Source organism: Streptomyces sp. NPDC052101, from assembly GCF_040680235.1.
In the GTDB taxonomy this organism is placed as follows: Bacteria; Actinomycetota; Actinomycetes; order Streptomycetales; family Streptomycetaceae; genus Streptomyces.
Map to the genome: position 1 here is coordinate 168460 of NZ_JBFAWH010000006.1, position 16551 is coordinate 185010.

Annotated in this window: 15 protein-coding genes, 1 pseudogene and 2 riboswitches; of the genes and pseudogenes, 11 read left to right on the forward strand and 5 right to left on the reverse strand. The window is 70.5% G+C overall.

Annotation, left to right across the window (positions count from 1 at the left end; all coding sequences use genetic code 11):
* Nucleotides 1–29: 29 nt before the first annotated feature.
* Both AB0L75_RS14105 and AB0L75_RS14110 read right to left on the reverse strand, forming a co-directional pair.
* On the reverse strand, nucleotides 30–1325 hold the full coding sequence (locus tag AB0L75_RS14105) for a divalent metal cation transporter (RefSeq protein WP_365180224.1): 1296 nt from the start codon (nucleotides 1323–1325) through the stop codon (nucleotides 30–32).
* Entirely contained in the window at nucleotides 1322–2689 is a 1368-nt protein-coding gene (locus AB0L75_RS14110; RefSeq protein WP_365180227.1) for a CBS domain-containing protein, read from the reverse strand. Before AB0L75_RS14110 ends, AB0L75_RS14105 begins: the two co-directional genes overlap by 4 nt.
* Before the next feature lie 305 nt (nucleotides 2690–2994).
* Nucleotides 2995–3169: riboswitch (M-box (ykoK) riboswitch) on the reverse strand.
* A gap of 1059 nt (nucleotides 3170–4228) precedes the next feature.
* Between AB0L75_RS14110 and AB0L75_RS14115 the strand changes: the two genes are divergently transcribed.
* From AB0L75_RS14115 to AB0L75_RS14125, 3 genes are all read left to right on the forward strand, one after another.
* Entirely contained in the window at nucleotides 4229–4498 is a 270-nt protein-coding gene (locus tag AB0L75_RS14115) for a hypothetical protein (RefSeq protein ID WP_365180230.1), read from the forward strand.
* A gap of 108 nt (nucleotides 4499–4606) precedes the next feature.
* Nucleotides 4607–4870: a hypothetical protein gene (locus AB0L75_RS14120; RefSeq protein WP_365180233.1), complete on the forward strand. Its 264-nt coding sequence runs from the start codon at nucleotides 4607–4609 to the stop codon at nucleotides 4868–4870.
* Nucleotides 4871–4899: 29 nt separating this feature from the next.
* Nucleotides 4900–5286 carry a glyoxalase gene (locus AB0L75_RS14125; RefSeq protein ID WP_365180236.1) on the forward strand — a complete coding sequence of 129 codons (387 nt, stop codon included), beginning with the start codon at nucleotides 4900–4902 and terminating at the stop codon, nucleotides 5284–5286.
* On the opposite strand, the gene AB0L75_RS14130 is transcribed toward AB0L75_RS14125, so the two are convergent.
* Nucleotides 5280–5780: an SAM-dependent methyltransferase gene (locus tag AB0L75_RS14130; protein WP_365180239.1), complete on the reverse strand. Its 501-nt coding sequence runs from the start codon at nucleotides 5778–5780 to the stop codon at nucleotides 5280–5282. The genes AB0L75_RS14125 and AB0L75_RS14130 overlap by 7 nt on opposite strands.
* Nucleotides 5781–5983: 203 nt before the next feature.
* Nucleotides 5984–6157: riboswitch (M-box (ykoK) riboswitch) on the forward strand.
* Nucleotides 6158–6464: 307 nt separating this feature from the next.
* Between AB0L75_RS14130 and AB0L75_RS14135 the strand changes: the two genes are divergently transcribed.
* The 8 genes and pseudogenes from AB0L75_RS14135 to AB0L75_RS14170 all read left to right on the forward strand — a co-directional run bounded on the left by AB0L75_RS14135 (nucleotide 6465) and on the right by AB0L75_RS14170 (nucleotide 15035).
* Nucleotides 6465–8102, forward strand: a complete 1638-nt coding sequence (locus tag AB0L75_RS14135) for an NRAMP family divalent metal transporter (protein ID WP_365180242.1) — start codon at nucleotides 6465–6467, stop codon at nucleotides 8100–8102.
* Between the two features lie 35 nt (nucleotides 8103–8137).
* Nucleotides 8138–8506, forward strand: a complete 369-nt coding sequence (locus AB0L75_RS14140; RefSeq protein ID WP_365180245.1) for a VOC family protein — start codon at nucleotides 8138–8140, stop codon at nucleotides 8504–8506.
* Nucleotides 8507–8552: 46 nt separating this feature from the next.
* Complete coding sequence (locus AB0L75_RS14145; RefSeq protein ID WP_365180248.1) at nucleotides 8553–9284, forward strand: MgtC/SapB family protein; 732 nt, start codon at nucleotides 8553–8555, stop codon at nucleotides 9282–9284.
* A gap of 107 nt (nucleotides 9285–9391) precedes the next feature.
* Nucleotides 9392–9838, forward strand: a complete 447-nt coding sequence (locus AB0L75_RS14150) for a hypothetical protein (protein WP_365180251.1) — start codon at nucleotides 9392–9394, stop codon at nucleotides 9836–9838.
* 495 nt (nucleotides 9839–10333) lie between these two features.
* Entirely contained in the window at nucleotides 10334–12088 is a 1755-nt protein-coding gene (locus AB0L75_RS14155) for an ABC transporter permease subunit (protein ID WP_365180254.1), read from the forward strand.
* 32 nt (nucleotides 12089–12120) lie between these two features.
* Nucleotides 12121–13503 (forward strand): nitrate/sulfonate/bicarbonate ABC transporter ATP-binding protein, encoded by a 1383-nt coding sequence (locus tag AB0L75_RS14160; protein WP_365180257.1) that lies wholly within the window; start codon nucleotides 12121–12123, stop codon nucleotides 13501–13503.
* A 325-nt stretch (nucleotides 13504–13828) separates the two neighbouring features.
* A pseudogene (locus AB0L75_RS14165) lies at nucleotides 13829–14689 on the forward strand (MFS transporter); the annotation flags it as partial.
* Nucleotides 14690–14741: 52 nt separating this feature from the next.
* Nucleotides 14742–15035 (forward strand): metalloregulator ArsR/SmtB family transcription factor, encoded by a 294-nt coding sequence (locus AB0L75_RS14170; RefSeq protein WP_365180628.1) that lies wholly within the window; start codon nucleotides 14742–14744, stop codon nucleotides 15033–15035.
* Between the two features lie 32 nt (nucleotides 15036–15067).
* Here the strand turns inward: AB0L75_RS14170 and AB0L75_RS14175 are convergent, their stop codons facing one another.
* Nucleotides 15068–15472: a metalloregulator ArsR/SmtB family transcription factor gene (locus AB0L75_RS14175; RefSeq protein WP_365180260.1), complete on the reverse strand. Its 405-nt coding sequence runs from the start codon at nucleotides 15470–15472 to the stop codon at nucleotides 15068–15070.
* Between the two features lie 598 nt (nucleotides 15473–16070).
* Entirely contained in the window at nucleotides 16071–16469 is a 399-nt protein-coding gene (locus tag AB0L75_RS14180) for a metalloregulator ArsR/SmtB family transcription factor (protein ID WP_365180263.1), read from the reverse strand.
* Nucleotides 16470–16551 lie beyond the last annotated feature (82 nt).

A 16551-nucleotide genomic window follows, 5' to 3' on the forward strand; every position in this document is an offset into this window, starting at 1 on the left:
GTGTCCCACGGTGCGCCGTGTCCCCGGGGTCAAGCCAGGCTGAACCAGCCGAGCACCGTCTGCACCAGCAGGATGGTGGACATGGCAGCGACGCCGACGACCACGGCCGTGGCGGCGATGCGGTAGCGCGGTCCGTTGGCGGCGTCGCCGAGGACGGAGCGGCGGTTGGTCAGGACCAGCAGGTAGACCAGGACGATCGGGCTGATCAGGCCCTGCAGGACCTGGGTGCCGATCAGCAGCTGGATGACGTCCACCGGGGTCATCGCGACCGTGGCGCCCAGCACGATCTGGGCGGTGAACAGGCCCAGGAACAGCGGGGCGTCACGGAAGCTGCGGGAGACCGAGCGCTCCACACCCGCCGCCTCTCCTACGGCGTAGCTGGCGGACAGCGGGACGACCGCTCCGGCCAGGGCGGAGGCACCGATCAGGCCGAGCGCGAACAGCAGCTCGGCGTTCTGGCCGGCGACCGGTTTCAGGGCCTCGGCCGCCTGGGCGGCGGAGTCGAGCGGGCCGGTGCCGCCGATGGCGGAGGCCGTGGCGATGATGATGGTCAGGCTGATGACGCAGGCGAAGACGGCGCCGAGGATGGCGTCGGTGCGGATGAGCGGGTAGTCGGCCGGTTTGGCCCCCCGGTCTACGACGCCCGCGGCGGCGTAGAACTGCATATACGGGCTGACCGTCGTACCGATCAGGGCGACCGCCAGCAGGATGAAGTCCTTGTGCGGCTCCATGTGCGGGACGATGAGGTGGTGGCCGACGGCGCCCCAGTCGGGGTGGCCGAGGATCATCGCGATGGGGTAGGCGAAGAACGCCAGCGACATGATCAGGAAGATGCGCTCGGCCCAGTGGTAGGAGCCGAACAACACCAACGCCCACAGGAGGATCGCCGCCGGCGGAATCACCGCCCACTTGGGGATGCCCAGCAGCTCGAACGCCGCGCCTATACCCGCGAACTCACTCACCACCAAGCCCGTGTTGGCCAGCAGCAGGCAGAAGACGGCCAGCCCGGTCAGGCGCAGGCTGAACTGCTCGCGGATCAGCGCGCCGAGGCCCTTGCCGGTGTGGGCGCCGAGGCGGACGGCCATCTCCTGCACCATCACCAGGGCGATGGTGACCAGCACCATGAAGAACAGGGTGCCGTAGACGAATTGGGAGCCGGCCGAGGCATAGGTGGCGATGCCTGCCGCATCGTTTCCGGCGTTCGCGGCGACCAGGCCGGGGCCCGCGATCGCCGCGACCATGGTGATGCGCCGCCAGCCGGTGCGTCGTACCGGCGCCGCGGCGGGGGCGGTGGGCTCGGTGGTCGTGTCCGGGTCGCGGGTCACTGCAGGAACCTCCTAAAGTGCAGGCGCCCGCGCTCGGGCAGCATCGCGTCGAGCAGGTCGTCGGCCAGGATCCGGCCGATCGCGCGGTCGGTGTCGTCGACCACCAGAAGGGAAGAGGCGCGGGCCGCCACCAGCTGGTTGGCGGCTTCGGCCAGGCCGATGTCGGGGCGCACGACCACGGGCGGACCGAACTGACCGAGCCAGGCCACCACGTCGGCCACCGAGGCCGTGTCATCGGCCACCGCCAGGTCGAACAGGGAGATGTCGCACAGCACATGGCCCTTGGCGTCGACGACGACCACGGCATCGATCTCGGTACGGTGTTCAGCCTGTTCGGCCAGCCGACCGCGCACCTCGGCGACCGTCTCGTCCTGGCGGGCAGTGACCAGCAGCGTGGTCATGGCGCCACCCGCCGTTCCCTCCCGGTGGGTCAGCAGTCGGCGCAGTTCCGCCGCCTCGCTCTTGGGCATACGGCGCAGCAGGGCCTCGCGCTCCTCGGGGGCGAGGTCGCGCAGCGCGTCGGTGGCCTCGTCCGGTTCCATCTCGTCCACCAGCCGGGCGGCGTGCTCGGGGGCCGCCTCGCGCAGCAGGTTCTCCAGCTCGGCCGGTTCCATCTCCTCCAGCGCGTCGGCGGCCTGCTCCGGCTCCAGCCAGTCCAGCAGCTGCTGGCGCTCATTGCGGCCGAGGTCTTCGAGGATGTCGGCGAGATCGGCCGGGCGCAGCCGGTGCAGCGCCGCCCGGGAAGCGCGTAGCCGCACCTCGGCCGGGCCCTCGGTGGCCTGCTCGGCGAAGGGGGCGATGGCCTGCCAGTCGAGCACCCGCTCGGGGGTGGGGCGGGCTTGCCAGCGGCGCGGGCCGAGCCGGCGGAGCAGGGTGGGCAGGGACACGTCCACTCCCACGAGCACCACCTTGTCGACCAGTGGCGCCAGGTAGAGGTCGGCGGCACGGGTGACCTGGACGCCGTCGACGTCGACCAGCTGGTGGTCGAGGACGTCCTTGGACAGGAGCACCTCGCCGGGGCGCCGTACGAAGTCCCGCAGGTCCACGCGGGCGGTGCGCAGTCTCACCTGCCCGGCATTCACCTTGCTGATGGCGTCCGCGGCCAGGAACGTGCGCCGTCGGCCGATGCGCATGATCAGTCCGGTGACCGGCGGATAGGAGTCCGCTCCGTAGAGCCGTGCGACGACGTCCACGACACGGCCGACCTCGTCGCCGGCCTGGTTGGTGACCGGGCCGCCGATCAGCCCCGCCAGCGAGACCAGTGAGGTGCGGACGGCCTTGGAGGCGGTGGCGCGGCGTTCCAGGTGGACCCGGCGGTCGCGCAGACGGGCCGAGGTGGACATGAGCAGAGTGTTGACGGACAAGATGAACACCCCCTTGCCCCGGCATGACGGGGCGGCAAGCGGGCGCGGCAGCACCTCCGCCGCCACCGATGCCACCGATGCCACAGCACACGTGCGCACGCCGCGCCCTGGCGGGCCTACGACGGGGACGGGCGGGTCGGATCAGTGAGAGAGGAGAGGCTGCCCCGGACCGCGGAAGGACGGCGAGAACAACGGGGATCGGGGCCGACTATGGCCCGGACTACTGTCCACTTTCGCCTCCTCCCGGTCCCGGCCGCGTGCGACGCTGCGGCCATACGGCAAGGGGCAACCGGGCGACTCGGCCCGGCGCACCCCAACTCGTCAGAGCTTTGGCACTCCACGGCGTGTCCCCGCGCTCGCGGGGAAGCCACTTGGGGTCACCCCTTGGGCCGGGGAGACCTGTCCTGATCCGGAGCGTCTCTCGACGGGTGGGATCAGTGGCCTGTGTCCGTGAAGACGCCTCACCGAACGAGGTGTCTTGTCAAACCGTGTTAAGGATACGCCCCCGCCGGTCCGCCCTTCCCCTCCATGGCCTGCGCTTTCCCTCGCGGCTAAGGGACTGTGACCGTCTCAGGCTCCGGCTCGGTGGCAGCGAGCGCTTCGCCGACCACACCGTCTCGGTGGCAGGGTGCGTGGCCTGCCTGGTCACGGGCGAGCACGCGGACGAGTTCGTCACGGACAGCGCGCTGGCGCCCTGGCGCCGGCTCACGGCGCCCCACCGGAAGCGGGGCCCCGCACGCTAGTTGCGTGGACACGCAAGGATAGGCGTGGGGCGCGGAGGCCGCGAAGCATGCGGTGGCGGCGCCAGGACCGTGACCGACCCATCACACCTGCCCCTGCTGTGGGTGTTGATCCGCCATGGGCTCCCGACGGGTGAGCCGGCTCGGCCGCCGGGCGCCCACGTCGCCGCGGTGTCGCAGCACCTGGGCAGGCTCCGAGCCGCCGGGCTGGTGACCACAAGGCAGGAGGGCACGTGGATCTACTACCGTGTGGATCTACTACCGGGCGACAGGCGGGCGCGGACTGCTCGCCTGAGGGGGCGAGCCGGAAACCGGCGGTCGCGGCCGGATGGCGAGGGGCGACATTGCCCTTGTTGCATGGATGTGCAAGTATGAGTGGGCCAGCATGGCGGCGGACCGTGCCGAAGCGACACGCTGCGACGAAGCCCAGGCAGCCAACCAGCGAACCGCACGGGTCTCACCTCGCGCCAGGATCGGAAGGGGGCGGACATGGACAGCAGTTGCAGCCCCGGTCATAGTCCGGCCCCACATCCGGGCACTCTCCCGCGCATCTGACCGGAGTCGTATCACCGCCCTGAAACGCCGGCGCGACAGTCGAGGCCGAAGGCGGGCCGACGGAGATCGTCTTCCGCAACCCTCGATCGCGGGCTCTGGGCGCCAACAGTCCGAAAGGCCACGCCGGTTACGGGCGCACACCCTCGGCTCGGCGGCATGGCCCCCTCTACCCCGAGGTCCCAACTTCCCTGGAGATGTGGGCTACTTGGCTAGCTTCCCGCCCCTCACAAAGGAGGGCACCACTATGCGCCTCCCCGGCAACCTCACCCCCGCGCCCTGCCCGCCCGGCCGTATCTGCCCGCGGGTCCGGCTGACCCTGGACGACGGCGTCGAACGCACCTATCTGCTCGACCTCCCGGCCTGCGTCGAGGGCCGATGCGGGACCTACGAACCGCGCGTCCACCTGGCCCACATCCTCGCCCGGCAGGGCCACCGACCTGCCTGGCTGGCCGAGTTCACCGGCCTTCCGCTGAACGCCGCACAGCACATCACCGACCTCGCGACACATCCCTGACACGACCCCACCCCAAGCCCCTACCTCTGGGCCGGCGCACCCGTCCCGCCCCTGCGCGCGGACGGCCGTCAAGCCGTGCCCGAGCGCACTCCGCGGAGGCAATCCCCCATGTCAGTCTTCGCCCACCACCCTCCGCGCCCCACGGGCATCCGCTCGCACGGCGCCCGGCAGTCCCTGCGCAACGTACTCGTCGGCATCGTCCGCCGTCTCGCCGACAGCCCTCTGGAGCAGCCCGTGCTCCACGCGCTCGACGCCCCGGTCCGCCGGGTGACAGTCGGCGCCGTCCGGCAACGGCCGTACGCCCACTGGCAGATGACCGCCAGTCCGGACGGCGTACGGCGCCTCGAAGCGATCTGGCACACCCGTCACTGACGTCACCGACCATTGACCGGAGGTCCGGCATGATCACCGCAGTCGACCACATCGCGCTGGCCGCCCCGCTGGGCAGCGAGGAGTTGTTGCGCGCCTACTACGTCGACGCGCTCGGTCTCGTAGAAGTCCCCGGGCCGGCCCTTCATGCCGCCCGCGGGGGCTGCTGGTTCAGCGACGACGACGGCCGTGTCCGGCTCCACCTGGGCATCGAGACCCCGTACCGGGCGTCCGCGAAGGCCCACCCCGGCCTGCGCGTCCAGGCCATCGACTCGCTCGCCGCCCGCCTCGAAGCCTTCGATGCCCTGGTGGTCTGGGACGACACGCTGCCCGGCCACCGCCGCTTCTACAGCCAGGACCCCGTCGGCAACCGCCTGGAATTCCTCCAACCCGGCAGAGGGGGAACAGCCGGTCAGTAGTACCCGCACATAAGAGCGGTGGCCCAGGCGGGCTGTGTGACCGGGTCCTGGGGGCCGAACTCGGTCATGTAGGGCTTGATGTCGAGGACGGGAGTGCTGTCCACCGCATCCAGCCCTTGGACGTGCAGATCGAGTCCGTCGACCTCGATCAGGCGGCAGCGGGAGACGCCGAGCCGGTTGGGGCGGTTCTTGCCGCGTTGAGCGAAGATGCCGACCTGCGGCCAGTCGGTGTTGCCGCGGGGGTGACGGGCCCCGGACTCGATCTTCTCCACCGGGACTCGGTCGAAGTGGTAGACGACCTCCAGGTGGGAGAAGGCGTCCAGGCCGGCCACCGCGTCGGAGGTGAAGCGGGTGGCGTCCAGGCGGATGACGGCCGTCTCCCCGCCCCAGTCGTCGTCCCGGATCTCCGGCCGGCCGCCGATCACCCGGCCCACGGGAACGGAGACCACCTCAGCGAGAGTGCTGCTCTCGGGCACGTGTCGCGCCTCAGACATGCTGTCGCACCTTTCGTGAAAGCGTCGGGAGCGGGTGCAGGTCGACCCGCACGTGGCTCACCGTATCGATCACTCGTTCGCGCCGCGGTGCGGTTGGCGAGGACTGCGCCCGCCTCTACATGTACGGTCGGCCGCCGGTCAAGACTCCGCCAAGAACTTGCGTTCATGCGCAAGTAGGGGGCTAGACTCATGGAGGTTTGAAAAGGGCACCTCGTTCGGTGAGGCGTCTTCACGGACACAGGCCACTGACCCCACGACTTCGAGAGACGCCCAGGGTCAGGACACCTCTCCCCGGCCCAAGGGGTGAGGCCAAGTGGCTTCCCTCGCAAGGGGATTACGCCGTGGAGTGCCAAAGCTCTGACGAGTTGGGGTGAGCCGGTCGTACGGACCGGGTTACTCCTTGCCGAGTCGTTGCTGACGCGCACAAGTCGCGTCCCCGGCCGGAAGGAGGCGAGAGACATGGACTGCAGTAGCAGTAGTCCGGGCCACAGTCGGCCCCTGACCCGCTTGTCCTCGCATTCTTCCGGCACGCGGTAACCACCTCCCCTGCGCGGATCCACTCCGCGTCCCGAGCCCCGTACGGCCCTGTGCCGTGACGGGCCGCCGTCCTGCGCGCTCACGCAGGGGGGATGGCTTTCGCGTGCCCCTCTACCTCCCCCTCTGGGGGGATTCGGGAGGTATGACATGACCACCGTGACCGAGACCACCGAGACCCCGCGCGCCGCGGTCCTCGACGACGCGCACGTCGGCGACATCCGCGGCGCCCTCGGCACCATCAAGCTCGACGACACCGCACCCCGCACCGGCCTGTCCGCCAAGCTCAAGACGCTCCTCGCCATAGTCGGCCCCGGCCTGATCGTGATGGTCGGCGACAACGACGCCGGCGCCTTCGCCACCTACGGCCAGGCCGGCCAGAACTACGGCACCCACCTGCTGTGGACCCTGCTGCTCCTCGTGCCCGTGCTGTACGTCAACCAGGAAATGGTGCTGCGCCTCGGCGCGGTCACCGGCGTCGGGCACGCCCGTCTGATCCTGGAGCGGTTCGGGAAGTTCTGGGGCGCGTTCAGCGTGATCGACCTGTTCCTGCTGAACGCGCTGACGCTGGTGACCGAGTTCATCGGCATCACGCTGGCATCCGGGTATCTGGGCCTGCCGAAGGTGGCCGCCGTGGTCCTCGCGGCCGGAATCATCATCGCGTCAGCGTTCACGGGGTCGTTCCAGCGGTTCGAGCGGGTGGCGATGACGCTGTGCGCGGCCTCGCTGCTGCTGGTGCCGATCTACTTCATGATCCACCCGCACGCCTCGCAGATGGCGCGTGACTTCGTCGTACCGAACATGCCCGGCGGCACCGGCCAGCTGTCCACCGTCATGCTGCTGATCATCGGCATCGTCGGCACCACCGTCGCGCCCTGGCAGCTGTTCTTCCAGCAGTCGTACGTCATCGACAAGCGGATCACCCCGCGCTTCATGAAGTACGAGAAGGCCGACCTGGTCATCGGCATCGTCGTGGTGGTCATCGGGGCCGCGGCCATGATGGGCTTCACCGCCGCGGCCTTCGCGGGCACGCACGGCTTCGGGCAGTTCACCGACACCGCGGGCATCGCGACCGGCCTGGAGAACAAGGCCGGGAAGCTGGCGGGGGTGCTGTTCGCCATCGCGCTGCTGGACGCATCGATCATCGGCGCGTTCGCGGTCTCGCTGTCCACCGCCTACGCGATCGGTGACGTGCTCGGGATGAAGCACTCCCTGCACCGCGGGGTGGGCGGCGCGAAGGGCTTCTACGCCGTCTACGCCGGCCTGGTCGCGGCGGCCGCCGCCATCGTGCTGATCCCGGGCTCGCCGCTCGGCCTGCTGACCGAGGGCGTCCAGACGCTGGCCGGGGTGCTGCTGCCGTCCGCCTCCGTCTTCCTCCTGCTGCTGTGCAACGACAAGGCCGTCCTCGGCCCGTGGGTGAACGGCCCGAAGACCAACGCCTTCACCTCGGCCGTCGTCGGGGTCCTCGTCAGCCTGTCGATCATCCTGACCGCCTCGGTGCTGTTCCCCGACATCTCCTCCGAAGCGATCCTCGACATCATGGCCGCCTGCGGCGTCGTCGGGGTGCTGGCCGCCGGCTACGCCTTCACCCGCCGTCGCACGGGCACCAAGGAGGACCCGATCGACCGGACCGGCAAGGACGAGTGGCGGATGCCGCCGCTTCAGACCCTGACCCGGCCGCCCATGTCCACCGCCCGCAAGATCGGCATGGGCGCCCTGCGGACCTATCTGCTCATCGCGATGGTCCTGGTCGTCATCAAGATCGTCGAGGTCGCCCTCGGCGGCTGAACACCGCCCACCTTCTCACCGAAAGGCACACCGACATGCTCGTCGCTCTCGACCACGTCCAGCTCGCCGCACCGCCCGCGAGCGAGGACCGCCTGAGGGCCTTCTACGTCGATGCCCTGGGCCTGGTCGAAATCCCCAAGCCGCCGGTGCTGGCCGCTCGGGGCGGCGCCTGGTTCGCGAGCGAGGACGGGACCGTCCAGCTGCACCTGGGGATCGAGGAGCCCTTCCGGCCCGCGACGAAGGCCCACCCCGGGCTGCGGGTGAAGGACATCGATGCCTTCGCCGACCGGCTCGCGTCCCACGGAGCCCCGGTGACCTGGGACGACAACCTGCCCGGCCACCGCCGCTTCTACAGCACCGACCCCGTCGGCAACCGCCTGGAATTCCTCGAACCCCTCGACTGAGCCCAGCAGCGGACGCCGTGCGCACCGCGACTGAAGGAGGTGCCTCATGCAGGCCCTGACCACCGTCGACTTCCTGACCCGGCTCGGCACCGGGGTGGGCTGCGGGGCGCTGATCGGCGTCGAGCGGCAGTGGCGCGCCCGGATGGCCGGGCTGCGCACCAACGCCCTGGTCGCCACCGGCGCCACCCTCTTCGTCCTCTACAGCGTCGCGGTCGGGGACGCGGGCAGTCCCACCCGGGTCGCTTCCTATGTCGTGTCCGGGATCGGGTTCCTGGGCGGCGGGGTGATCCTGCGCGACGGCGGCGGGGTGCGCGGCCTGAACACAGCCGCCACCCTGTGGTGCTCGGCGGCGGCCGGCGTCCTGGCCGCCGCCGGCCGACTCGAACTGGCCGTACTCGGCACGGTCGCGGTACTGGCGGTCCACCTGGTACTGCGGCCCGCCGGACGGCTGCTGGACCGGGCCCCGGCCGCCGGCACCGACCCCGACGCCACCGTCCGCGCCACCGTGCACCTGGTGTGCGAGCGCCAGGCCGAAGCCCATCTGCGGGCCCTGCTGCTGCAGACCCTGGCCGCCTCCGCGCTCGCCCTCACCGGGCTGCGCGCCCGCCGCGAGGGCGAGACCACCAGCCTGCACGCCGGCGTGACGATCCACGGCGACGTCGCCGCCGCGCTGGAACAGGTCATCTCCCGCCTCTCTCTGGAGCCGGGCGTGAGCGACCTGCACTGGCACATGGACGACGAGGGGTCCGAGCGGGAACGACCCCGGGCGCTGGCCTGACACGACCAGGGCAGCGCCCTCTGTCCCATGGCTCGGACAGGGGTCCCACGGCCCCAGGGCAACGGTCCGGTCACGGGCCAGGATGGAACCTGAAGGGAGAGGGTGTCATGAGGACCCTGCCTCACCTGCGCACGGGCGAGGGAGCCACCGTGCTGGGAGTGTTCACGCTGACCGTGCTGGAGATGACCGCTCTGGCGACCGCGCCCGCCCGGGACCGGCCACTCGTCAGCGGGGCTCTCATCGGCGCCGCCACCGCCACGTTCGTCGTGGTGGCCGCCATGTGGCACAACCACCGCAACGCCGCCCGTCAGGCCCGGCTGCGCCTGCCGCAGACGGTCGACGAGTCGTGGTTCACGGCACGCGCGCTGTACGGCTTTCCCATGGAGGACGTACGCCCGTACCTGCTCGGGAAGGACGCGCCCAACCTCAACACCCTTTACACCGCATGGGTCTTCGCCACGCACGGGCAAGACGCCACGTGGATCGACCGGCACCTGGACCTGCCCGCCAACATCACCCGTCTCCTGGTCGAGGCGGCCCGGCAGCGTCACTGAGCGACCGGGCCTATAGGTACTTCTGAACACGGGGTTCCAGAGTGAACTTGGCGACCCGGCACCCCTGGTCGCCGACCGCCCGCCCCGTCCTCAGCGTTGTCCACCGCGCCCACTCGACGCCTGGCGCCCGGCGCGGGAACGCCGAGATCGCTATTTGCGCATCGATGCAATAAGCGGCACACTCTCTGTCGGCACCCGCCTGTCCACCACCGGAACCGCGCAACCGAACGGAGGCACCCATGGACATCGACATCGACCCACCCAGTCCATGCCGCTGCCTCGTCGGCAGCCACTGACTTCACCCCCCGTACATGACGGCCAGAACACCCGTGGACTCATACGACCCCGGGTCCATACGGCCGTGACGGACGCGCTGCCCCCGCGGGTGCCCGTCGGCGCCCCGGCCCGCAGCCCCCTTTCCCCCTCACCACCTGCTGTTTTCTCACCGCTCGCGTGCCGCGCTCCAGCCGTGCCGTGCGGTTGGAGGTTCCTGTGATGTCGTTCAGGACGAGCACGCCCGCCACCCGGTCCTCGTTCTCCGCGCGGTTCGCGGGCCGGCTGTCCCACTTCTCCTGGGTGGACCTGGCGGTCGCCGCCGCCGTACTGGTGCTGCTCTATCTCGCCCTGCGGGTCGGGAAGGGGACCACGGTCTCCTTCACCCCGAGCCGCCACGTCAGGGTGGACACCAGCGTCGCCGAGCTGCCCTACGACGCCGCCCGCTCGCTGCTGCGGATGTTCGTGGCGCTGGCCCTCTCCACCGTCTTCACCCTCGTCTACGCCTACACCGCCGCGAAGTCCCGCCGCCTGGAGCGGATCCTCGTCCCCGCACTGGACATCCTGCAGTCCGTCCCCGTCCTCGCCTTCCTGACGGTGGCCGTGACCGGGTTCGTCGCCCTGTTCCCCGGTTCGATGCTGGGCCTGGAGTGTGCGTCGATCTTCGCGATCTTCACCTCCCAGGCGTGGAACATGACGTTCAGCTTCTACTACTCGCTCACCTCGCTCCCCCGCGAACTCGACGAACTGTCGAGGTCGTTCGGCTTCACGCGCTGGATGCGGTTCTGGAAGGTGGAACTGCCCTCCGGCATGATCGGCCTGGTCTGGAACGGCATGATGAGCTTCGGCGGCGGCTGGTTCTTCCTCGTCGCCTCCGAGGCCGTCACCCTGGGCGGCACCAACTACGCCCTGCCTGGAGTCGGCTCCTACGCCGGCGCCGCGATCGCCGAAGGCCATCTGGGCAAGGTCGGCTGGGCCATCCTCACCATGGCGGTCATGGTCATCGGGGTGAACTTCCTGTTCTGGCGCCCGCTGACCGCCTGGGCCGAGCGCTTCAAGAACGAGCAGTCGGAAGCCAGCGAGGTCCAGCGCTCCTACGTCCTGGACCTCCTGCGCCGCTCCCACTGGCCCCGGCTCCTCGGCCGCGCCCTGCGCCCCGCCGGACAGACCCTGAACCGGGCCGGGCGGGTCTTCGGCGTCGACGACCGCCCACTCGCCGTCGACCGCACCCGGCAGCGCACCGGAGACGTCGCCTTCACCCTCGTCGCCGGCGGACTGATCCTGTGGGGCCTGATCGACCTCGGCCACTACCTCCACGACCGCACCGGCCTCGGCGTCTTCGGCGAACCCCTCCTCCTCGGCCTCGCCACCCTCGCCCGCGTCGCCGTCCTGGTCACGGTCGCGACGCTGGTGTGGGTGCCGATCGGCGTGAAGATCGGCTTCTCGCCGAAGCTGACCCGCATCGCCCAGCCGGTCGTCCAGGTCCTGGCCTCCTTCCCCGCCAACTTCCTCTTCCCGCTGGCCGTCTGGTTCTTCATCAAGACGGGCCTGACGATCGACATCGGCGGCATGTTCCTCATGGCGCTGGGCGCGCAGTGGTACATCCTCTTCAACACCATCGCCGGCGCCATGGCCATCCCGACCGACCTGCGCGAGGCCATGGACGACCTGGGCGTGACCGGCTGGCAGCGCTGGAAACGGTTGATCATCCCGGGGATCTTCCCCGCCTACGTCACCGGCGGCATCACGGCATCGGGCGGCGCATGGAACGCCTCGATCGTCTCCGAGGTCGTCGGCTTCGGCGGCACGACCCTCACGGCGACCGGCCTGGGCGCCTACATCGCCCACGCCACCGGGGACGGCAACTTTCCGAAGCTGATCGCGGGCGTCGCCGTGATGAGCCTCTACGTCGTCTGTCTCAACCGCTTCTTCTGGCGCCGCCTGTACCGGCTGGCCGAGTCGCGCTACTCCCTCTGACCTCCCCCGTCGAACAGCATGTGGAGCCAGTCATGGCGATCAACAACCTTCCCCTGACCGACACCGCCCGCCCCACCGATGGCGAGGTACTGCTGGAGACCGTCGGCCTGACCAAGTCCTACGCCGGCGCCGACGGCGAACTGCCCGTCCTGTCCGGCATCGACCTTCAGGTCCGCGCCGGTGAGGTCGTCGCCCTGCTCGGCAAGTCGGGCTCGGGCAAGTCGACCCTGCTGCGCTGCCTGGCCGGGCTGGTACCCGCCAGCTCCGGCACCGTCACCTACAAGGGCAGCCCGCTGACCGGCGCCAACCCAGGCACGGCGATGGTCTTCCAGACCTTCGCCCTCCTGCCCTGGCTGACGGTGCAGCAGAACGTCGAACTCGGCCTCGAAGCCAAGGGAGTAGCGGCCCCCGAACGCGCGGACGCCGCCCGGCAAGCCATCGACCTGATCGGCCTCGATGGTTTCGAGTCCGCCTACCCCAAGGAGCTGTCCGGCGGCATGCGCCAACGGGTCGGCTTCGCACGGGCGTTGGTGGTCGAGCCGGACGTACTGATGATGGACGAGCCGTTCTCCGCCCTGGACGTCCTGACCGCCGAGAACCTGCGCGGGGAACTGATGGAGCTGTGGGAGTCCGGCCAGTTCCCGACCCGGGCCATCGTGCTGGTCACCCACAACATCGAGGAGGCCGTGCTGATGGCCGACCGGATCGTGGTGCTCGGCTCCCGGCCCTACGGCGCCATCCGGGAGGTCTTCGAGGTCGGCCTGGACCGCCCGCGCGACCGTAACTCGGCCGCCTTCGAGGACCTCATCGACCGGGTCTACCGCACGATGACCGGACGCCAGAAGGAGGGCCGTACACCGGGCCGCGCGGAAGGCATCGAGCTGGACAAGCGCACCCCGGCCAACACCCCGCTACCCCGGGCCAGCGTGGACGGCCTGTCCGGTCTCGCAGAGATGGTCCTGCACCGTGGCGAGCGCTGCGACCTCGCCGACCTCGCCGACGACCTCGGCCTGGCAATCGACGACATCCTGCCCCAGGTCGACGCCCTCGACCTGCTCGGCCTCGCCCAGATCACCGGCGACGACCTCATCCTCACCGCCACCGGCACCGCCTTCGCGAGCGCGGACGTGCAGGAGTCGAAGAAGATCTTCGCCGAGGCCGTGATGCGCGCCCCGCTGGTGAAGCTGATCACCAGCAGTCTGCGCCAGAAGCCCTCCGGCACCCAGCGCGCCGGCTTCTTCCGCGACCTCCTGGCCCACCACTTCACCAGCGAACAGGTCACCCACCAACTGGAGACGGCCACCGACTGGGGCCGCTACGCCGAGCTGTACTCCTACGACGCCGAACCGCAGGAATACCGCCTGGACCAGGACGACGAGGGCCCCGGACACCGGGAGGAGCACCTCACCCGCTGAGCCGGTACTACAGTTCCGGGCGGACGCATGCGAGGGCGTCGGCCCACCGGGGCGGGCGGCGCATGCCGCATTGACGGACCCGGCTGCGGCACACGCACCGGACGAACTTCCCTCTGGCGACCGCGAGTTCACCGAGACAGCTCCCGCGCAGGCCAAGGGTGCAGCCCTGCCCACCGCCCCTGCCCACCGCCCCAGCCCACAGCCTTTTGCGCCCCGCCTTCACCCGACCCGGGCATGACATCACCACACATGAAATCAACGCGTGCATTTATGCGCACATGTTGCAGGCTGGTGGGACCGAGAACTCCTGGGGCAGGAGGGACCCATGCTGACGGTGCTGCGCAACCGCACCTACCGCCACCTGTTCACCGCGCAGGTCATCGCCCCGGTCGGCACCGGACTGGCGACTGTCGCGCTGAGTCTGCTCGCCTACGACATCGCGGGCGCGAACGCGGGATCGGTACTGGGCACCGCGCTGGCGATCAAGATGGTCGCGTACGTCGGGATCGCCCCGGTGATCAGCGCGCTCGCCCACCGGCTCCCCCGCCGGGCCCTGCTGGTGGGGACCGACCTGACGCAGGCGGCGGTTGCGCTCGCGCTGCCGTTCGTCACCGAGGTCTGGCAGGTGTACGTACTGATCTTCCTGCTTCAGTCCGCCTCGGCCGCCTTCACGCCCGCCTTCCAGTCGGTGATCCCCGAGGTGCTGCCCGCCGAGCGCGACTACACCCAGACGCTGTCGATGTCCCGCCTCGCCTACGACCTGGAGAGCCTGTTCAGCCCGGCGCTGGCCGCCGCCCTGCTCACCCTGATCAGCTACAACCGGCTCTTCTTCGGCACCCTGCTGGGCTTCCTGGCCTCCGCCACACTCGTCGCCTCGGTCACCCTCCCCAGGCCCGCCGCTTCCGGCCTCCCGGACTCCGCGGGCATCTACACCCGGGCCACGCGCGGCACCCGCCTCTTCCTGGCCACCGCGCGCCTGCGCGCCCTGCTCGTCCTCAACCTCGCGGTGGCCGCCGCCAGCGCCCTGGTCACCGTCAACACCATCGTGTACATCCGCGACCACCTGCACCGGGCCGCCTCCGACGTACCCCTGGCCCTCGGCGCGTACGGTGCCGGCTCCATGGTCACCGCCCTGCTCCTCCCCCGGGCCCTCCAGCGACGCACCGACCGCTCGCTGATGCTGCCGCCGCCTTCGTCCTCGCCGCCCTGCTCGCCGCGGTGGCCGCAACGGCGAACGCCTGGACACCGCCGCCGCCATCCTGGCCCTGCTCGCCGACCGCACCCGCCTGGCACTGCTCCAGCAGCTCACCGAGGGCGAGGCCGACGTCACCACGCTCACCGAGGCGTGCGGCGCCGCCCGTCCCTCCGTCAGCCAGCACCTGGCCAAGCTCCGCCTGGCCGGCCTGGTCGCCACCCGCAAGGACGGCCGCCGCATGGTCTACATGCTCAAGCACGGCCACCTCGGCCGCCTGGTCAACGAGGCGCTGAACGCCGCCGACCACCAGATCGGCCACCTCCCGCCCCACGACTGAGCCGGCCCGTCCGCGCCGTACTCCGCCCGGGCCTAGCCCAAAGCGGGCCGTCGTCTGAGCGCCCCACGCGCTACGGACTGCTCCGGCACTGCCGCGGCCGACTCCTGGCCCGCCGTGCCGCCCGGCCCCGAGGCGTCGTCACGGGCGCTCGCCACCAGCTGGACCTCCTCCAGCAGACCGCGCACGCTCGCCGCCCGGTAGTAGATGCGCGTACCCTCCCGCCGCGTGGTCACCAGCCCGGCCGCCCGCAGCTTCGCCAGGTGCTGCGAGGTAGCGGCCACATGGGCGCCCAGGATCCGGGCCAGCTCGCTCACCGGCAGCTCCCGGCCGTTCAGCGCCCAGAGCAGCCGGTACCGGGAGGGGTCGGCCACCGCCTTCAGCACTGCCACGGCTCGCTCTGCGGCCTCCTCGTCCCACGCCTGTTCTTGCGCATCCATGCAACTATGGTACCGGCGTTCCACGCCGACAGGACCTGCCCGTCACGAGGACTCGGAGAACAGCCATGGCGGCCGACAGCACCCCGCAGCGGCCCGTCCCCGTGATCGACTGCGCCCTGCACGAGGACGGCCGCCGCCGACCAGCTCCGAGTCGTCGCCCGCGCCTTCGACCTCCACCCCCTCGCCGTCGAGGCCCCCTGAACGCCCACCAGCGCCCCGAGCCGGAGCGGTACGACACCCTCTTCCTCGCCCTGCGGACCGCCGTCCGCCACGATCCGTCCGAGCGGCTCGCCCAGGGCCCGGCAGAGCCGTCCTGCACGCCATCGCCGACCGCTTCGTCGACCAGCACCTCGACGTCATCACCGCCCCGGAGACCGCGCCTTCTCCCCGGAGGTCGGCCACGACGTCGGCCGCATCTACCAGCTCAAACGCGACCTCGCCGAGCTGCAGCGCACGGTCACGCCGCTCGCCCGGACCCGCGTCCGACAGAATCACGACGTTGGCTCTTCGACTTCCCGACGACACTCATCGGCGCTGACGCCCTGGTCACCCTCGTCTACCTGGTCTTCCCCCGAAGGCGCGCCGGTTGTGACGCGGATCAGCGCGTGACACCGAGAGCGACCCCGTCCGCCTGGACCTCGTCGGCGACGTCGCTGAGACCGAGGCGCAGGTGCTCGATGTGGTAGACGGCCTGGTCGAGGAGTTCGGCGACATGGTTGTCATAGAGGGCGTAGATCACCGAGCGGCCTTGGCGGCGCCCCACGACCAGGCCGAGGTTGCGCAGCAGTCGTAGCTGGTGGGAGCAGGCGGACTGCTCCATGCCGACCTCGGTGGCGAGTTCGGTGGCGGGGCAGGGGCCCTCCCGCAGGCGGGAGAGGATCAGCAGCCGGGAGGGGGTGGCCAGGGCCTGGAGGGTGGTGGCCACCCGGGCGGCGCTGTCCGCGTCCAGGCGGGTGCGCGGCACGGCGTTCTTCGCGGGAGCTGCTCCATGGCCCATGGAAGCCATCATACAAGCGATACTTGAAGAGCTCTTCATATGTACCTGTATGGTGGACGAGTTGGTTTGCCCCTCCCTGCCG